Genomic DNA, 19,436 nt, shown 5'->3' on the forward strand with positions numbered 1-19,436 from the left:
ACGATTTCTATCTTGTAATTTTTGTTATAAAATAGAGACGTTTTACTTCTTAATTTAGGTCATGATTGGAGAATAATGACATGGCAATTGACGATCAATACCAAATCCATTTGCAAAAATTAACAAATAAAGAACAACCCGTTACGGAGACTATTTACGCATTAGGAAATGGTCACATGGGGGTTCGGGCAAGTAACCCCCTACAGGGCAACAGTGACCATTATGAGGGCAATCCTGGCTTATTTGTTAATGGTTTCTATGATCTAAGTCCGATTACTTACGGTGAGCGTTACTTTGGTTACCCCAGAAACAACCAAACCATTGCCCAATTACCTGATCCGCGCTTTTTAATCCTTGAAATTGATGGCGTTCGTTCAGACCAAACACCTTTTCGGGTTGAAACAATCGATAAAAATTTGGACATGGAAACGGGACTTTTAGTTGAAACCTTTCGAATTACAACGCCAAAACAAAAGATGCTGACTTTAACTTTGCAGTCTTTCATGTCGCAAAGTGATTATCACCTATACGTTGTTCGCTATGAAATTCGAGCATTAAACTTTAGTGGTAAAGTTACGCTCCTAAAGCAGCACAATTACGTCAACCAAAGCATTCCCAATAGTAATGAAGACGTTCGCCGGGCGCAACGCCACAATCCTTTGGGCCAAGTCTACATGCCTGCCGACTCACCTACGATGCTCATTGAAACCCAAAAGAGTCAGTTAGGTATTTTAATGATGTTTCATTATCTAGGTAGCGATCCTCGTATGAAAATGGTTTCCCGAAATAACATTCCCTGTTATGAGGTTCAATTGGATCTTACACCTGGTAAGTTGGAACAGTTTGCGTTCGGTTATTCCCTAGGAAATATTCACGCATTAATGACCGTCGAAATGGGTCCTGATTTTTACATTAAGAAAACTTTAGAACGATTCCATGAACAAAATTTTGCGAAACTATTTGAAGCTTCAGCTAATCATATGCGTCATTTTTGGCAAGACAGTGATATCGTCATTGATGGCGATCCGACACTTCAACGGGGAATTCGTTTCAATTTATTTCACCTTTACCAGGCGGCCGGGCGGGACAGTGTTACTGATGTTCCGGCTAAGGGTGTTACTGGACCTGGTTATGAGGGCCATTATTTTTGGGATACTGAAATGTACATGCTCCCCTTTTTCATCTACACGCAACCAGAGATTGCGAAGGCCTTGCTGACCTATCGTTTTTCAATTTTAGATGAGGCACGGCAACACGCTCGAGAAATGGGAATTGAAAATGGCGTGCTTTATCCTTGGCGCACGATTAATGGTGAGGAAGCCAGCGCCTATTACCCTGCTGGCACCGCCCAAGTTCACATCAACGCCGATATTGCCTACGCGACTGACTTATACATTCAGGTTACACAAGATATGGACTTTCTTGAAAATTATGGTTTTGAAATGATTGTTAGTACTGCCCGTTTCTGGTTGGCATTTGGCAACTACGGTGAGCAGGGTAAACAGAAGAATAAATTCGTGATTAACGCCGTCACTGGTCCGGATGAATATACGGCTTTGGTAGATAATAATTATTACACCAACCGAATGGCGCAAAATAATTTATTTATCGCTGTTAAGTACGCTAAGCAACTACAAAAAGAAAATCCGACCAAATTAGCCGATTTAGGGGTCAATGAGGAAGAAATCGTCGCCTTTCAAACGGCCGCTAATAAAATGTACTTACCCTACGATGATGACCTACAAATTAAGATGCAAGATGACAGTTCACCGAACCGACCAGTGTTTGACATTGCCAATGAACCCCGGGAAAATTTCCCACTATTACTGCATTACCACCCACTCGTTTTATACCGCTACCGGGTTAATAAACAGGCAGATACACTGATGAGTGATTTTCTATTTCCGTTTGACCAGGATGAGCCACAATTGCAACGTGATTATGATTACTACGAAAAAATCACAACGCACGATTCTTCTTTATCACGGGCAATTTTTAGTGTTCTTGCTAATCGAATTCATAATCCAGAAAAGGCCTACAACTACTTTATGGATACGGCATTAATGGATTTAACCGATCTTCAGGGTAACTCAGCGGACGGCATTCATGCAGCCAACATGGGGGGAACGTGGTTATCACTCATTTACGGTTTTGCTGGAATGCACGCTGGAATTAACGGTCTAACGTTTGACCCCCAATTTCCTTCTGAATGGCTCTTTCTTAGCTTCAAGGTGAAATACCACAAACGGCAGATTAAAGTGGCCATTCAACGGCAAGAAGTTACCTTTACGTTGTTGGTTGGCAAACCAATTAATATTTTTTACCGGGAACAAGAGGTTGAATTAGTTAATTCAACACCAGTAATAATTCACTTAACTGGACTACAGGTTTAAAAATATGATAACCCACTCAGAGTTTGAATACTTTTTCAACTAGCCACTACCTTTTTGTAATCTAACTGCTTCGTATTAGTTGCCAAACAATCCCACACAACCTAATATAGAAGTATAGTGTATTAGTGTTACCATGAATATGGAACGCTTGCACATTTCGTTTAGTAGAAGCGGGGAGGAGCTTGTCACATTATGAAAGTTATTTCATTACGAATTACGGACGACGCAATTATCTTGACCTATACGCGCAATAATCAAAGTCTGCAGGCCATCATTACCTACGACCCGAAACAGGCCATTGGTGAAAATCTCGAAAAAATTCGTGAACGCTTAGTTGGAATTTCATTTGACGCTGCTGTTATTGAAAATCCCTTAGAGTACGAATTTTCGGACACTATCGTTGGTATCAATCACCAACGAATCGATATTGGCCTGGCGCTGACAAATATGCTGAACATTCCGGTTGTCAGCCAACAAACTGTTAAATCAGTCGGCTTAGAAAAGGCCGTTGCGCGTAAACAGGACTACAACCAATGGCACCTTGATTATTACGGCCAGTATACTAGTAAGCGTAATTATGGCCAAGAATCAATGTTAACCATTGGTAATGGCTTCTTTGGCTTACGTGGCAGTTACGTTGAGGCCACGGCCGATCAAGACAACTATCCTGGTACTTACATTGCCGGATTCTACAATCAAAATACAACTAAAATTAATGACCGTGACGTTGTTAATGAAGATCTAGTTAACCTTCCTAACGCTCAATTTTTAACTTTTGGCGTTGACCAACAGCGTCCTTTCACGGTAACCAAAGAAAACGTCCAGGACATCTACCGCAGCTTAGATCTACATACTGGCGAGCTACGTACAACTATGTTGATCCAATTAGCAACTGGCCATGTTTTACGCATTGTGACCACCAAGGTAGCTGATATGAAAAACTGGCATCAATACGCTATTCGGTATCAACTAACACCGATTAACTTTTCTGGAAGTCTGCAGGTCTATTCGAAAATTGACGGTAGTGTTACTAATGACAACGTTGAACGCTACCAAAATTTTGATCAACATCACATTGATATTTCAGAAATGAGTACGGCTGGAGCAGAAGCTTATCTGGCTGGCCATACAAAAACCTCAAACATTGATTTTATCGTTGGTACTAAATTTACCAGCTCTAGTGTTGATACAAACCGGCATTTAGCAGTGACCAATACGGATGATGCCATCACCCAAACAATCACCCTAGACGTCGAGCAGAATAAAACGTATACTTTTGAAAAAAATGTCGCTATGTTCACTAGTCAGGAAACCCAAGGCTCATTAATGGATCACGCAACTAAGGAGCTCCAAAACGCCGGCTTTGATTCGTCTGAACAAAACAGCAATCAATTTTGGCAGGGTTTATGGAGTAACGCCGATATTCAAATCGAAGGCGACCTTACTAGTCAGAAATTAACCCGGGTTAATACCTTCCACATGTTTGTTTCTGCTTCAAGTACCGCTAATCCAAATTTGGATGCCTCTGTTGGTGCCCGCGGACTACATGGTGAGGCTTACCGTGGTCACGTTTTTTGGGACGAAATGTTTGTTATTCCTTACTACACGCAACACTACCCAAAGCTTGCTCGCCAATTACTAATGTACCGTTACAATCGACTTGGTGCTGCTAAAAAGTATGCTGCAAGTGAAGGCTATAAGGGTGCAATGTATCCTTGGCAATCAGGGATGTACGGTGATGAACAATCTCAATTTGTTCATCTAAATCCAATTACCAAATCTTGGGATCCTGATAATAGTCGCTTACAGCGTCACGTTTCGCTGTCCGTTGCTTACAACATTTGGACGTATTACCACATGACTAATGACGTGGACTTCATGAACCAATATGGCCTAGAAATGTTACTTGAAATTTCACGCTTTTGGATTAGTAAGGCTATTTATAACGAAAAAACTAAGCGGTACACAATCAAGAAAGTCATGGGACCTGATGAATTTCATGAAGGTTACCCTAACAGTGACGAAGAAGGATTAACCAATAACGCCTACACTAACATCATGGTAGCCTGGCTGTTTAAAACCGTTGAAGAGTTACGAAAAGATACGATTAGCGCGGCCACATTTAAGGAAGTGACGACTAAGGTTGGTTTTGACGAAAAACTTTTTGCCAAAATGGACAAGATTAGTCATCACCTCAAACTTGATATTAACGAAGACGGTATTATTGGTCAATTTGAAGGTTACTTCAAGTTGCCAACCTTAAACTTTGAGAATTACCGCAAGAAGTACGGCGATATTTCGCGAATGGATCGGATTCTAAAGGCTGAGGGCCGCAATCCTGATGCTTACCAAGTTGCCAAACAGGCTGACACACTAATGGCCTTTTATAACTTTGATTTCAATAGTGTAAATGAACTCATTAAGGGCCTTGGTTACAAATTACCAAAAGAATACCTCACTAAGAATATTGAGTATTACCTTGACCGAACAACTCACGGATCAACTTTATCACGGATCGTGTACGCTGTTTTAAGCCTAGTCGACGGTAATATGGATCAGTCTTGGAAGCTATTCTCACAGGCGTTGCTATCCGATTATTATGATATCCAGGGTGGAACTACGGCCGAAGGAATTCACTTGGGCGTTATGGGTGCCACTTTACTGCTGGAGACGCGTAACTACGCTGGTGTTGATCAATTAACTGATCAGGTTAAGGTCAATCCACACCTACCTTCCCACTGGCAGTCAATTGCCTTTAAACAGTTCTTCAGGGGAACACAATATAGTTTCAAAATCACTCATGATTTAATTAACGTCACGGCTGATCACGATACTAAAATCTACGTCGCTGGTAAAGAAATTGCAGTACCGGCGGGTAAGGCAACAACAGTTACTTACCAAAAACCAGTTAACGACAACTAAATTTCGGTATTCTTTAATTTCAAATCTAGGAGGTAATAATATGGTTAAATTTTCTGACATTAAAGGTTTTGTTTTTGATCTAGATGGTGTTGTAACGGATACTTCTAAGTACCACGCTGAAGCTTGGGGTCAACTAGCTACCAAGCTTAACATCGACTATCCCGGAATCGGTGACGCAGTTAAAGGTATTGGCCGGATGGATGCCCTTGAATTGATTTTGAAAAAAGGTGGTGTAGAAAATGACTACACTCCTGAACAAAAAGAAGCCCTAGCAACCGAAAAAAATACTAACTACGTTCAACTCATTCAGAATATGACAGCCAAAGATATTTTACCTGGTATGGCTGATTTTCTAAAGAGCTTACGGGATAATGGTTACGGTATTTCACTTGCCTCAGCATCACGTAATGCACCAACAATTTTGGCTAAAATTGGTTTAAGCGACTACTTTACCAAAACGGTCGATCCAGCTAACTTGAAGAACGGTAAACCAGATCCAGAAATTTTCATTAAGGGTGCACAATTACTGAACCTTGATCCAAGTCAGTGTATTGGTTTAGAAGATGCTGTGGCTGGTATCCAAGGAATCAACGCTGCTGGTGAAGTCTCTGTTGGTATTGGCGATCCGCAAATGCTAAATAAGGCGGCTATTAACTTCATCGATACTACTCAAGTAACACTGGATAATATCAAAAAAGCAATGGCTTAAAATAGATTCCAAAAAATCATTTTTTAACCCAAAACTAATAATTAAACTTTAAAACACAAAAAAGAGGCCGGGACAAAAAGTCCTGGCCTCTTATTGTTTTCGAACATTGCTCTAGAACGTGCGCCAAAAGTCTGGATTTACGTGCCTAATGGAAGTGTTTGAAAAAACGATTAGATTCTGAGGATTACTGACGTTGTCGATCGGACTAGGATGAACCAAAGTCCGAATCGCAGCCTAAACAGCCAAATCACCTTTGACAAAGGTGATTTGGCTGTTGTAGCTAACCGCAGGAATCTGTTTTTTCAAACACGACTATAGCTAATCCAAAACCGACTTCTGTCCCACTCCATTTCCTATCTCTAAAAATTTTTGATGATAACATCTAAGCTATTATTTAACGGTCACTTTAACTACTTCGTTATTGGCCGCTATGGACCGATCTAATTCGGCAAACTTCATGTAAGCAACATTCGGCATATTAGTGACAATGACGATCATCGTTGACTTCTTACCAGCATCTTTAATGGCTTGCAAATCAGCGTTGGCTAAAACATCACCATGTTTTACCTTCTGTCCCTGCTTAACTTTAATATCAAACGGTGCACCCTTTAATTCAACAGTGTCTAAGCCCATGTGAACTAGGACTTCTAAACCATCTGTTGTTTTAAGTCCAATCGCGTGTTTTGTAGGGAAAATTGTAAGTATTTCGCCATCAATCGGTGAAACAACTTCGCCATTAACTGGTTCAATCGCGTAGCCATCCCCGAGCATCTTTTGCGCAAAAGTTGGGTCACTAACTTGTTCAATATCCAATAATTGTCCTTGAGCAACACTATAGAAAGTATCAACAGCACCTGAATTAATGTTAGGGTCAACTATAGGTTTTGCTGGTGCTGCCGGACTATTAGCAACGTTACTAATTGGTGCTCCTGTTTCAAACAATTTCGTTAAGGCATCGGCAACGAATTGAACTTCGGTCCCAATAACAATCTGAATATTTGTTTTGTCTAACACATTCATACCAACGGCACCTGCACCACGAATAGCGGCCTTATTTACTTTATCAGTATCCTTTAGCTGAAGGCGTAAGCGCGTTGTACAATTCTCAATATCCGTAATATTATCTTTACCGCCAATAGCAGCGTAAACTTTTTTGGCCGTAACTGTATATTTATCATCGCTTGAATCAGTAGCAACTTCAATATCTGTATCGGCATCAGTAGTTTCCTCAACGGGTTCGCGACCAGGAGTCATTAAGTTGAATTTCTTAATGGCAAAATCAAAACCAAAGTAGTAAATAACTGCCATTACTAAACCTTGAACTAATAACATGTACGGCATATTAGCAATTGGTAAATGCGAACTTAACACAAAGTCAACTAGCCCCGCACTAAACGTAAAGCCGGCCGTCCAGTGCATAAAGGCAGCAAAAGCTAATGAGATCCCAGTGAAAACCGCGTGAATAACGTATAATGGCCAAGCAACAAACATAAACGAGAATTCAAGTGGCTCAGTAACGCCGGTAAAGAATGAAGCAAAAGCACCTGCCAGCATCAAAGAAGCAGTTTCACGTTTACGTTCTGGACGTGCATTCTTATAAATAGCGTAAGCACCTGCTGGTAAGCCAAACATCATTACTGGGAAGAAGCCAGCCTGATACATACCGGTGACCCCTTTAACCCCTTCACCAGCCCAGAATTTACCGATATCATTAATACCAGCAACGTTAAACCAGAAAACTGAGTTCAAAGCCTGATGTAATCCAGTTGGAATTAATAAACGGTTAAAGAAACCGTAAAGTCCGGCACCAACTGCACCTAAACCAACAATAAACTTAGCAAAAGAAACTAAAGCCTCGTATAATGGTGGCCAAACAAACAATAAAACAAGTGAAACAACTAGCATTACTAGTGAAGCAAGAATTGGAACTAAACGTTTTCCACTAAAAAATGATAATGCCATTGGTAATTTTGTTTCGTGAAAACGATTATATAATGCCGCCGCAACCAAACCTGCAATGATACCGATTAAGACGTTTCCCTTAATCGCTGCAAATGCTGGATCAACTGCGGAAAGTTTGATTCCTAACAATGTAGAAACTTGTGCGGGATCTAAAACGTAAACTGGAACAATGAAGGCGACCAAGCCAGCAAGTGCCGAAGCACCATCCTTGTCCTTGGACATCCCTAAAGCAAGACCACCCGCGAATAAAAGTGCTAGGTTGGTTAAAATTGCGTTACCACCTGATTGTAAAAATTGTGCTGCTGCCCACTTTTGCGGTAGCCAGTGCCCAATACCAACAAGCAAGGCTGCAGCCGGTAAAACGGCAACGGGTAGTTGTAATGAACGACCCATTCGTTGAAGATATGCTTTCATACCTATACCCCTCCTTGGATAATAATTAATAGGTTATGTTAATATAATATACACAGTTTAACCGCTTACACAAGACAATTTAATCACGTTCACATTGGTCTATACCTATGAAAATAAAGCAGCTATCAGCTTATCCTGTAAAAAAAATAATTGGTCTAAATTTTCAATTCACAGCACATTATCATTTTAGGTCATCAAACTGACCTTCTGTGACTAATAGCCTGAGCGTATTTGGAAAGGTAGCTTCCTACATTACCATGTTTTCACCAGCGAACTTGATCAACTGTCCCAGAGTAAATCCGAACACTTTTAAAAAATATTTGTTAAAATGAAGACATCTTAATCACCCACTATAGTTAACTTACGTAAATAAAAACAACTATTTTTCGTTACCAACATTTTTTATAAGCTGGTTCAATTTATATTTAATGAAAGCTTTACAACTTGGACAATAAATCTTAATAAGTTAAGGAAGGCCTGAATTATTCACCATAAGTTCTCCAAGTACAGTGTCACCCCGGTATCATGGGCGGTACTGTGTTTTTTATTTTTCACCTTTTTAGTGCAGAAAAAGAACCTCCGATTTGGTATAGTTGATTCACCACAAGTCAGCTATCCACCCAAAGAAAGAGGTCCTTCTCATGGCAACTTTACCGGGAAAACGAGTTAATTTCAATCCTAAATTACATATTTCGCACACTGGTGGTGAACTTTCCACTGATGCTGGGCTAGTGTTGGTCAAAGAATTAATGGCGCAACTCAATTTCACGACCTTAGCGTATCAATTAGTCCATTTTGATGACCAGCGCCATTACGCTCGTTACAGCAACGTTAGTCTACTAGAACAGGTCGTGCTGCAGTTGATCGCCGGTTACCCGGCCGATCTAGCTGCCACCAGTTTGCGCAATGACCCCACATTTAAATTACTATTGGCACAACCGCAATTGGCCTCACAACCGTCATTATCCCGTTTTTGGCAACGCTGTGACGAGCAGACCATCACCTCATTACAAACGTTGAATCAAGCATTGCTTGACCAAGCGTGGACTGGCGCCAAGCAACAACAGCTGATCCTCGATATTGACTCGACTCACGCCGATACTCATGGTCATCAGGAAAAAACGGCCTTTAATGCGCATTACGGTACCACGGGTTACCATCCGCTGGTCGCTTTTGACGGGCAAACGGGCCACTGTTTAAAGGCTCAATTGCGCCCAGGTAATGTTTATACCAGTACGGATATTGCCCCCTTTATCACACCACTACTACAGCACTATCATCAAGTCAAACCGAACGCTGATATCTTGGTCCGCGGGGATAGTGGCTTTGCGACTCCAGAATTATACGAAACTTGTGAAGCCAACGACACTTTTTACTTGATCCGCCTGAAAGCCAATCGGCGGCTGAACCAACTGGCTGAACGTTTTGTTCAGATCAGTGATGAGCAGAATTGGACTGAGACCGAGGTCCATTATTATCGCGCGTCTTATCAAGCCCGATCATGGTCTAAGCCGCGCCAGATCTATATTAAATCAACTCGACCAGCTGGTGAATTGTTATTTCAACATGAATACCTCGTGTCCAATTTAACGAGTTTTGTCGCCGAAGATGCATTTCACGCCTATCACCAACGGGGTCAAATGGAAAACTATATCAAGGAAGCCAAGGCTGGCTTTTACCTGGATAAAATGACTAGCTCGCAATTTATACCAAATTATGCCCGCATGATGCTCAGTGTCCTCGCTTATAATTTAGTCAGCTTGATGCGCCAATTGTTGCCTGTACAACATCAGCGATTACAGGTTACAACCTTGCGCTTATGGCTGTTTAAAGTAGCGGGTAAGCTGGTGACCAGCGGCCGGCAACTTTATCTAAAATTAAGCCGCCACCACGTCTATCAGGATTTGTTTTATCAACTGTTAGCTCGAATCCAAGCGCTACAGTGGGGCTAAACTGGTGCAAAAAATCAAAAAAAGTCGGTTCGGCCAAGGGGCAAGTATGCTCAAAATTGAGGATCAAAAATTTATCCAGCCCCATAATTTGGTAGCCTTTAGCAAAAACAGTACATCTTGGTTTGACTACGCCATAGCAGCACGAGAATTGGTCCAAAATTGTGCGGTATGCCGATATTAAACCTCGTATGAATAATTCGGGGAAGGCTATTTTTATGACAAATAATATGATTACAATTGGTAAATCAAAGGTAACTTCAACGTTACTAGGTTTAGGCACTAACGCAGTTGGTGGTTACAATTTATTTCCAGGTCTTATTTCCAGGTCTAAATGATGATGTTGGTCGCAGGATTGTTAGGGCTGGTCTAGATAATGGTATTAAAATGCTAGATACCGCCTTCGCCTATGGTATGGGACATTCCGAAGAATTGATCGGCACTGTTATTCAAGATTACCAACGTGAGCAAATTGTCATTGCAACTAAGGCGGCGCAAGATATTTCTAGTGGTGAAGTTGTTATTAATAATTCACCCCAGTTCTTAAAGCAGGCCGTTGATGCCAGCTTAGAACGCTTAAAAACTGATTACATCGATATTTTTTACATTCATTTTCCAGATAAGCACACTGAAAAAGCGGCGGCAATTAATGCATTAATGGAAATGAAACAGGCCGGCAAAATCCGAGCCGTCGGTGTTTCAAATTTTTCATTGGCGCAGATTAAGGCGGCCAATCAGGACGGTGGCATTGATGTCGTCGAAAATCAATTTAGTCTCCTACACCGAGATGCCGAAACTGAGTTACTACCCTACTTGCATAAACAAGAAATTTCGTTTGTTCCTTTCTTTCCGTTAGCCTCAGGTTTATTAACTGGTAAATATTCCCGTAATGTCGCCTTTCCAAAAGATGATATTCGCCACAGTAATCCAGATTTTAACGGCCAGCGCTTCGACCAAATTTTAACGCATGTGGCCGAACTTAAACCGTTAGCAGAAACCTATGCTGCAACTATCGCACAACTTGTTTTGGCCTGGTACATCAAAAATCCTAATATTAGCGTCGTTATTCCAGGCGCAAAAAAGCCAGAACAAGTTACCGCAAACGCCAAAGCACTTCAACTCGAATTAGCGGATAACGATTATCAAAAAATCGCTACTATATTTAAAGACTTCTAAATTAGATTGACTATTAACCAAAAAACACCTGAGTTAGCGTCGCATAAGCTAACCCAGGTGTTTTTTGCATATTTATTCATATTAAATTAGATTAAAGTGTTTCAAACCGTTTACGATACCGTTATCCATATTCGAAGTCGTCACGTAGGCGGCCTTATCTTTAATTGCCTGAACACCATTTTTCATTGCAATAGGTGTATCAACAGCATCAAACATCGGTAAATCATTATAGAAATCACCGAATCCATAAGTTGGCACATCCGTTAAATTGTTGTTAACCAGTAAATTATCAATCCCAGATTTCTTTGACACACCATATTTAACAACGTCGAGACCACGTTGATTATTTCGGTAAAAACTAAAAGTTCCTTTAAAATGTTCGCGGTAAATATCATCTTGTTTATCTGTTTCAGGTGTGAAAACAAACAGCATATTCATTGGTGTTGTTAAGTACTGACCAGGATCCACCGTAACCGTCTCTTTTAATTCGTTATAGTTTTCCCGAACTAGCCGTGAGGCGTGGTTTACGACAAAACCATTTGGATTATAGTAGGCTACTGGATAGCTTTTTTTTGCTGCGTACTCAGTGATATCATCAATATCGGATTTTTTTAAGAAATCGGCGTGGACCATCTTTCCGTTCACTTGAATATAGCTACCATCCGCGCAGACGCAAGAATTGATTCCTGAATGTGTCATTGTGTCCTTAATTTCAAAAACACTCCGACCCGTTGCGATTACAGGTAAAATATTATTAGCCTTTAACTGTGCAATCGCCGCTACGCTTGCAGGTGTTACATTTTTATCATTATCAAATAAAGTTCCGTCTAAATCAAAGAAAACAACTGCCTTATACATAAAAAAGCCCCCATATCTTGGTCTAATTCAAGTATACTACAAATAATAAGACCCATACATTGATAAGCGAGCGTGTTTTGAAAAGCTTCCCGATTCTACTCTACAATTTTAGATCGTGTTTGGAAAAGCAGGTCCGAGTCGCAGCCTAAATCACTAATTCGCTTGCTGCTACGGACGATTAACATTTAATTCAAGTAAGGATAATTTTCAAAGACGTCTTATTTTTACACTTAAAATTAGTAGTGCGTCATTTCATTTTTATCAAAATCTAATTTTAAAAGAATGCCTTCACTTTGCCTAATTTAGTAGTAGCGGGTATCTATTCACTTAAATAAATAAAAAAATTAGGTTGACAAATAAAGGCTGACGGTTTAAATTAAAGTCACATTATAGATCAATGAGTAATTTAAACGCTGTGATAAGAAAAGTACACGAAACACACTTACAAAGAGAGCGTCGCTTGGTGAAATGACGTGAAGTGGATTTCTTGGAAAATCATCTTTGAGCGATGAATGCGAAATTTGAGCGTTCATTGGGTGCTCCCATTATAGAGCTAGGGTATTTCAAAAAGAATATTTTTTGCGTACCTGAAAAGGTTATTCGTGTGAGCGAATAACAAACTAAGGTGGTAACACGTTTATTAACGTCCTTATCTGAAATTAATTTCGGATTTGGACGTTTTTTTGTGTCTTTGCCTCCGTTTAGATATTGGTTACGCGCAAACCAATACCGGCTGGCAATAGATAATTAGCAGGTCGACCTACTAATTACAACATCAACTCATTGATCATAAGTCATTCTAGGGAATGACTAGATTTCATCATTCTCTTAATCATAAAAGGAGCGGTTATATTATGTTAAATGAAGAACGTAAACTTACAAAACGCGATTATGTTGTTGTCAGTTCCATGTTATTTGCCCTATTCTTTGGTGCCGGCAATTTAATTTTCCCCTTACATTTAGGTCAACTGGCTGGCGGTCACTGGGTTACGGCCGCTGTAGGTTTCTTAGTTACTGGGGTTTTACTGCCACTTCTTTCCGTACTTGCAATCAACATCACTCGTTCGGAAGGTGTTTATGACATTGGCCGGCCACTAGGTACTGGTTCGCCCTTGTCTTCATGGTTCTTATTCATGGAACAATCGGACCTCTTTTCGGAACACCACGGACTGCCACTGTTTCTTATACAGTTGGTTTAGCCCCACTTGTTCCCGCTAAATTTCAAACGTTAGGTTTATTAGTTTTCTCCGCCGTCTTCTTTGGCTTAGCTTTATTCTTTGCTCTAGAACAAAATAAAATTGTCTCTAACGTTGGTAAATTACTAAACCCATTATTCCTATTGTTGCTGGCCTTTGTTTTCTTCTTAGCCTTCAGTAATCCTATGGGTCACGCGGCTACGCAACACGTCACTGCCGCTTATACTTCTGGTGCCTTCACAAACGGCTTTTTGCAGGGCTACAACACAATGGACGCCTTGGCCGGCTTAGCATTTGGGGTTACAGTTGTCACTGCCGTTCGTTCTTTAGGTAAAAAGAGTCCTAATGGTATCGCACTTGTAACTGCACGTGCTGGTGTCTTTTCAATGGGACTTGAGGCCTTAATCTACATTGGTCTAATCTTTGTTGGTGCAATGTCACTTGGTAAATTCAAAGTTTCTGCAAATGGTGGGGTTGCCTTTGATCAAGTCGTTAATCATTATTTAGGTGTAGCTGGTCAGGCTGTCTTAGCCGCCTTGATCACTGTTACTTGTTTAACCACTGCCATTGGCTTAGTTGCTGCCTTTGCTCAAGACTTCCATAAACACTTTCCAAAGGTTAGTTACCGTGCCTGGTTAACTTTTACAACCTTGGCTTCTTTCTTGGTTGCTAACGTCGGCCTCAATCAAATCATCGCTTGGTCAACGCCAATGTTGATGTTCCTGTACCCACTAGCAATGGTTTTAATCTTACTATCCGTTTTCTCGCCATTATTCAAACGCGATTCCGTCGTTTATGCTTTCGTCGTTATCTTCACCTGTGTCCCCGCCGTTTTCGATATGGTAGCTGCCTTCCCAGCCATTGTTAGCCAAAGTAGCTTTGGTAAAGCAATGACGAGTTTCCAACAAGGCTTTTTCCCACTTGCTAAATACGGTATGGACTGGTTAGTACCAGCCTTGGTTGGTGCCGTTCTAGGGCTTGCAGTTCACGCCTATAAGCGCTATGAAGCTCGTTCTAGCGAACACGTCACTAATGTAGCACAACAAAATAAATAATGTGCTTATAAAAAGTATTTGCCAAGTGTATAATTTTCGAAATTTACCGCTCATTACACGATGTCGTTAAACCGTAAAAAACTAAAGCTGTGCCAAAAGCAACTTTTGCCACAACGAGAATCCCTTCATAGTTGGTAGACGAAATGATCTAATTCATCTATCTATCATGAAGGGATTTTTCTGTGGAATTAATACGCCTAGTCACGAATGATTGTTATACTGAAATTAATCATTTATATAAGGAGTGCTGCTCATGTTGAAAATTACACATTTAGAAAAACAGCAATTTCCACCACTTGAATTCATTGGTCGTCCTTATGATAATCACGATCGGCAAAATGGTACCTTTGATCATTTATGGCAACAGTGGTTTGCAAATGATTTATTTGCTCAACTACGAAAGGAAAATGATCCTTACAGTGGCGGTAGTGCCTATGGTTTCATAAATGAAAGTGCGGGCCACTTTTCTTATTGGATCGGTGATCTATTTGATATTGGTACGCCCATTCCCCAAGGTTTTGAGAGCTTCATTCTGGGACAGTCCAGTGTTGGTGTCGCTTGGGTCAGTGGTCGGACGGATAATAACGAACTCTTTGGTGATCAGCCAATGAAAACGGCCTTTAATGCACTGAAGAAGGCCAAAATTGCACAACAAACCGACTGGGAACACCTGACCTATTTCTTTGAACGGTACGATGACCGCCGCTTCGATGTCCACGCTAAAGAAACGATTCTTGATTACGGCTTCTACCTTCAAGATCCAGATGGCCCGGTAAATAATTAAAGACACGGAATTTATGATTTGGTTCAGCAATGATTGACTGACATATTTTCCTTCTTTACTTAATCCCGAATTATTCATACGAGGTTTAATATCGGCATACCGCACAATTTTGGACCAATTCTCGTGCTGCTATGGCGTAGTCAAACCAAGATGTACTGTTTTTGCTAAAGGCTACCAAATTATGGGGCTGGATAAATTTTTGATCCTCAATTTTGAGCATACTTGCCCCTTGGCCGAACCGACTTTTTTTGATTTTTTGCACCAGTTTAGCCCCACTGTAGCGCTTGGATTCGAGCTAACAGTTGATAAAACAAATCCTGATAGACGTGGTGGCGGCTTAATTTTAGATAAAGTTGCCGGCCGCTGGTCACCAGCTTACCCGCTACTTTAAACAGCCATAAGCGCAAGGTTGTAACCTGTAATCGCTGATGTTGTACAGGCAACAATTGGCGCATCAAGCTGACTAAATTATAAGCGAGGACACTGAGCATCATGCGGGCATAATTTGGTATAAATTGCGAGCTAGTCATTTTATCCAGGTAAAAGCCAGCCTTGGCTTCCTTGATATAGTTTTCCATTTGACCCCGTTGGTGATAGGCGTGAAATGCATCTTCGGCGACAAAACTCGTTAAATTGGACACGAGGTATTCATGTTGAAATAACAATTCACCAGCTGGTCGAGTTGATTTAATATAGATCTGGCGCGGCTTAGACCATGATCGGGCTTGATAAGACGCGCGATAATAATGGACCTCGGTCTCAGTCCAATTCTGCTCATCACTGATCTGAACAAAACGTTCAGCCAGTTGGTTCAGCCGCCGATTGGCTTTCAGGCGGATCAAGTAAAAAGTGTCGTTGGCTTCACAAGTTTCGTATAATTCTGGAGTCGCAAAGCCACTATCCCCGCGGACCAAGATATCAGCGTTCGGTTTGACTTGATGATAGTGCTGTAGTAGTGGTGTGATAAAGGGGGCAATATCCGTACTGGTATAAACATTACCTGGGCGCAATTGAGCCTTTAAACAGTGGCCCGTTTGCCCGTCAAAAGCGACCAGCGGATGGTAACCCGTGGTACCGTAATGCGCATTAAAGGCCGTTTTTTCCTGATGACCATGAGTATCGGCGTGAGTCGAGTCAATATCGAGGATCAGCTGTTGTTGCTTGGCGCCAGTCCACGCTTGGTCAAGCAATGCTTGATTCAACGTTTGTAATGAGGTGATGGTCTGCTCGTCACAGCGTTGCCAAAAACGGGATAATGACGGTTGTGAGGCCAATTGCGGTTGTGCCAATAGTAATTTAAATGTGGGGTCATTGCGCAAACTGGTGGCAGCTAGATCGGCCGGGTAACCGGCGATCAACTGCAGCACGACCTGTTCTAGTAGACTAACGTTGCTGTAACGAGCGTAATGGCGCTGGTCATCAAAATGGACTAATTGATACGCTAAGGTCGTGAAATTGAGTTGCGCCATTAATTCTTTGACCAACACTAGCCCAGCATCAGTGGAAAGTTCACCACCAGTGTGCGAAATATGTAATTTAGGATTGAAATTAACTCGTTTTCCCGGTAAAGTTGCCATGAGAAGGACCTCTTTCTTTGGGTGGATAGCTGACTTGTGGTGAATCAACTATACCAAATCGGAGGTTCTTTTTCTGCACTAAAAAGGTGAAAAATAAAAAACACAGTACCGCCCATGATACCGGGGTGACACTGTACTTGGAGAACTTATGGTGAATAATTCAGGTTAATGCTCATATTATTTTGGTTTGGAAAAATATAAGTTAAATTTAAACCGCTGCTATTTATTTTGATCAAAGACTTGCAGTAAACTACAAGCAGGTACAAAGTTGAGTGCAAATGAAAATTATCTTTTTGAAAACACTGTGGAGGTTGCTTTACGATGGGTAAGACCGTGTTATTAGTTGAAGACGAAAAGGGATTGGTTGCTTCATTGAAAACAGAGTTCCAATTTGAGGATTATCAAGTTTTGACGGCCTTTGATGGGCTTAGCGCTGTTACTATTTTTAACCAAAAACAAACTGAAATTGATCTGCTTATTTTGGATTGGATGTTGCCTAAACTAGATGGCCTCGGAGTATTACGTAGAATTAGGCGCGAAAGTGACGTCCCAATCATCATGCTAACGGCTCGTGATTACACTGGTGATAAGGTTGCCGGGCTAACTAGTGGCGCCGATGACTACGTGACCAAGCCGTTTGATACAGAAGAATTATTAGCGCGGATGCAAACTGTGCTCAGACGACCACGACAAATGCAGGCAAAAGAAACGACCTCAATTTATAAGCTTGACGACTTAACTTTGAATATTGATAAGCGCCAGGTAATGCGCGGTGAACATAATATCCAGTTAACTCAACGGGAGTTTAGATTGCTGTTAGCGCTGTTCAAAGATGCTGGCAAAACCTTTACGCGTGATGAACTACTTAATCTAGTCTGGGGCGTTGATTTCGATGGTCAACCAAACATTGTTGATGTTTATATTCGCTACCTGAGAAATAAAATTGATCGTTTTGCCGATAAGAAAAAATTAATTCACACCGTCCGTGGTATTGGTTACGTACTATCAGTTAATGATTAGGTAGGAGCTAAAGGTATGAAATTTAAAGTTAAACAAAATAGTGCCTCAATTATGTTACGTAGCTTTATTTTAATGATCACGGTTATTATCCTGCTTTCCAGTATGACAACTGTATTTGCAGTCGGTCATCAATTACTAGAAACCAGCCAAATCAATTCGTTTAATATTATTGGTAGTCTTAAAAAGGCCGTTATTGATGGTAACGACGATTGGAAAAATTGGCGCTTAAACAGCACACTTGATACAAGTACAAGTTATGTACAAGTGAATAATAGGCGAAAAGATGCAACAATTAAAAATTATTATTCCCCGGGTACCAAAAAATTATTAAGCGTTAAGCCCCAAAAAATTCCGTTTATTAAACGCCTTTACTACCGGAAAGATGTCGGTCCCCTTTATTATAATACGGGGCACGCTCGCGGAATTGATTACGAACTTTGGACTAATTTAAATTCTCAATTAGAAACATTAGAACGAGTCGTATTAGTCGCCATCATTATTTTAATTTTAACTTTAATGATTAGTCCGTTATACATCCACGCTATCGCTGACCGATTGACTAATTCTCTAACTAAGCTGACTGCAAGTGCAGAATCAATTTCGACAAAACCAAGTCAACAGGCCACACAGCTTCCCGTCCCTGATCGACCAACAGAGGTCACCAATCTGGCGAATAGTTTTAACCGCCTACTTAATCGGTTATATCAGCAATCTGAAAAGGAAAAACTATTCGTTTCAAATGCGGCGCATGAACTACGAACGCCAATTGCGACGATCAGAAGTCACGCCCAGCTAATCCAACGCCGGGGAGAAGAACACCCGGAAATCATTCGTAAATCAGTCAATTATATTAACGACGAATCACACCAAATGCAAGCGTTAGTAGATAGCCTACTAACGCTTTCCAGAGCAGATCGTCTGGTTTTAGATTTTTCCGAATTCGATCTTAGTCAAGCGTTAGCCAAAGTGGTTAATAAAATGACCCCCTTGGTTCAGCAGAAAATAATTACTGAAATCCCGCCTAACATTAAAATTACTGCTCACGAAGCAAGTATTAATCAAATTGTTGTGAATCTTTTAAACAACGCTAACAAATATTCGGCTAAAGATAGCGAAATTCGATTAATTTTAAAAAAGTCCGCAAATACGGTTCTGATTCAAGTAATTGATCAAGGAATTGGTATTAGCACCGTAGATAAAGAACATATTTTTGAGCGTTTTTACCGCAATGCTGAAATTCGCGGATCAATTCCCGGTACTGGTCTTGGCCTAGCGATTGTAAAACAATTGGCTGATTTGAATCATATCAAACTTAAAATTAGCGATAACCATCCACAAGGCACGATTTTTTCGCTAACCTTGTAATAACGAACTACTCGCTTAGGTAAAATTAGGAAACTACTTTTACGAGTGCCTTCCTA

At 40.8% G+C, this 19,436-nt stretch carries 10 protein-coding genes, 2 pseudogenes and 1 other annotated feature; of the genes and pseudogenes, 9 read left to right on the forward strand and 3 right to left on the reverse strand.

The annotated features are described in order from the left end of the window. Positions 1 to 80 precede the first annotated feature (80 nt). The 3 genes from AYR53_RS02755 (at position 81) to pgmB (ending at position 6,024) form a co-directional block, all read left to right on the forward strand. The gene (locus tag AYR53_RS02755) at positions 81 to 2,393 is read left to right on the forward strand and encodes a glycoside hydrolase family 65 protein (protein WP_068225962.1); all 2,313 of its coding nucleotides are present in this window, start codon (positions 81 to 83) and stop codon (positions 2,391 to 2,393) included. 192 nt (positions 2,394 to 2,585) lie between these two features. Next, positions 2,586 to 5,315, forward strand: coding sequence for a glycoside hydrolase family 65 protein (locus tag AYR53_RS02760; protein ID WP_068279495.1), 2,730 nt, complete (start codon positions 2,586 to 2,588; stop codon positions 5,313 to 5,315). Between the two features lie 40 nt (positions 5,316 to 5,355). Further along, positions 5,356 to 6,024, forward strand: coding sequence for a beta-phosphoglucomutase (gene pgmB, locus AYR53_RS02765; RefSeq protein WP_068225960.1), 669 nt, complete (start codon positions 5,356 to 5,358; stop codon positions 6,022 to 6,024). A gap of 390 nt (positions 6,025 to 6,414) precedes the next feature. Here pgmB and nagE read toward each other — a convergent pair whose 3' ends face one another. Further along, the gene (gene nagE, locus AYR53_RS02770) at positions 6,415 to 8,400 is read right to left on the reverse strand and encodes an N-acetylglucosamine-specific PTS transporter subunit IIBC (RefSeq protein WP_068279492.1); all 1,986 of its coding nucleotides are present in this window, start codon (positions 8,398 to 8,400) and stop codon (positions 6,415 to 6,417) included. A 641-nt stretch (positions 8,401 to 9,041) separates the two neighbouring features. On the opposite strand from nagE, the gene AYR53_RS02775 reads away from it, so the two are divergent. Together AYR53_RS02775 and AYR53_RS02780 are read left to right on the forward strand one after the other, a co-directional pair. Continuing rightward, positions 9,042 to 10,352 (forward strand): IS1380 family transposase, encoded by a 1,311-nt coding sequence (locus tag AYR53_RS02775; RefSeq protein WP_068279064.1) that lies wholly within the window; start codon positions 9,042 to 9,044, stop codon positions 10,350 to 10,352. A 215-nt stretch (positions 10,353 to 10,567) separates the two neighbouring features. Next, a pseudogene (locus AYR53_RS02780) lies at positions 10,568 to 11,525 on the forward strand (aldo/keto reductase). Positions 11,526 to 11,606: 81 nt separating this feature from the next. On the opposite strand, the gene AYR53_RS02785 reads toward AYR53_RS02780, so the two are convergent. Continuing rightward, positions 11,607 to 12,383 (reverse strand): Cof-type HAD-IIB family hydrolase, encoded by a 777-nt coding sequence (locus tag AYR53_RS02785; protein WP_068225958.1) that lies wholly within the window; start codon positions 12,381 to 12,383, stop codon positions 11,607 to 11,609. Positions 12,384 to 12,789: 406 nt separating this feature from the next. Then, positions 12,790 to 13,037, forward strand: a binding site (T-box leader). 200 nt (positions 13,038 to 13,237) lie between these two features. Between AYR53_RS02785 and brnQ the strand changes: the two are divergent. After that, positions 13,238 to 14,634, forward strand: a pseudogene (brnQ, locus tag AYR53_RS02790) (branched-chain amino acid transport system II carrier protein). Between the two features lie 253 nt (positions 14,635 to 14,887). Next, the gene (locus tag AYR53_RS02795; RefSeq protein ID WP_068225956.1) at positions 14,888 to 15,418 is read left to right on the forward strand and encodes a hypothetical protein; all 531 of its coding nucleotides are present in this window, start codon (positions 14,888 to 14,890) and stop codon (positions 15,416 to 15,418) included. 266 nt (positions 15,419 to 15,684) lie between these two features. On the opposite strand, the gene AYR53_RS02800 is transcribed toward AYR53_RS02795, so the two are convergent. Continuing rightward, positions 15,685 to 16,995 (reverse strand): IS1380 family transposase, encoded by a 1,311-nt coding sequence (locus AYR53_RS02800; protein WP_068279064.1) that lies wholly within the window; start codon positions 16,993 to 16,995, stop codon positions 15,685 to 15,687. A 321-nt stretch (positions 16,996 to 17,316) separates the two neighbouring features. Here AYR53_RS02800 and AYR53_RS02805 point away from each other — a divergent pair, with 321 nt between their 5' ends. Together AYR53_RS02805 and AYR53_RS02810 are read left to right on the forward strand one after the other, a co-directional pair. Further along, positions 17,317 to 18,015 (forward strand): response regulator transcription factor, encoded by a 699-nt coding sequence (locus AYR53_RS02805; RefSeq protein ID WP_068225955.1) that lies wholly within the window; start codon positions 17,317 to 17,319, stop codon positions 18,013 to 18,015. 15 nt (positions 18,016 to 18,030) lie between these two features. After that, positions 18,031 to 19,380, forward strand: coding sequence for a sensor histidine kinase (locus AYR53_RS02810; protein ID WP_068225954.1), 1,350 nt, complete (start codon positions 18,031 to 18,033; stop codon positions 19,378 to 19,380). Positions 19,381 to 19,436: the final 56 nt, after the last annotated feature.

This window comes from Loigolactobacillus backii, from assembly GCF_001663675.1.
Taxonomy (GTDB): domain Bacteria; phylum Bacillota; class Bacilli; order Lactobacillales; family Lactobacillaceae; genus Loigolactobacillus; species Loigolactobacillus backii.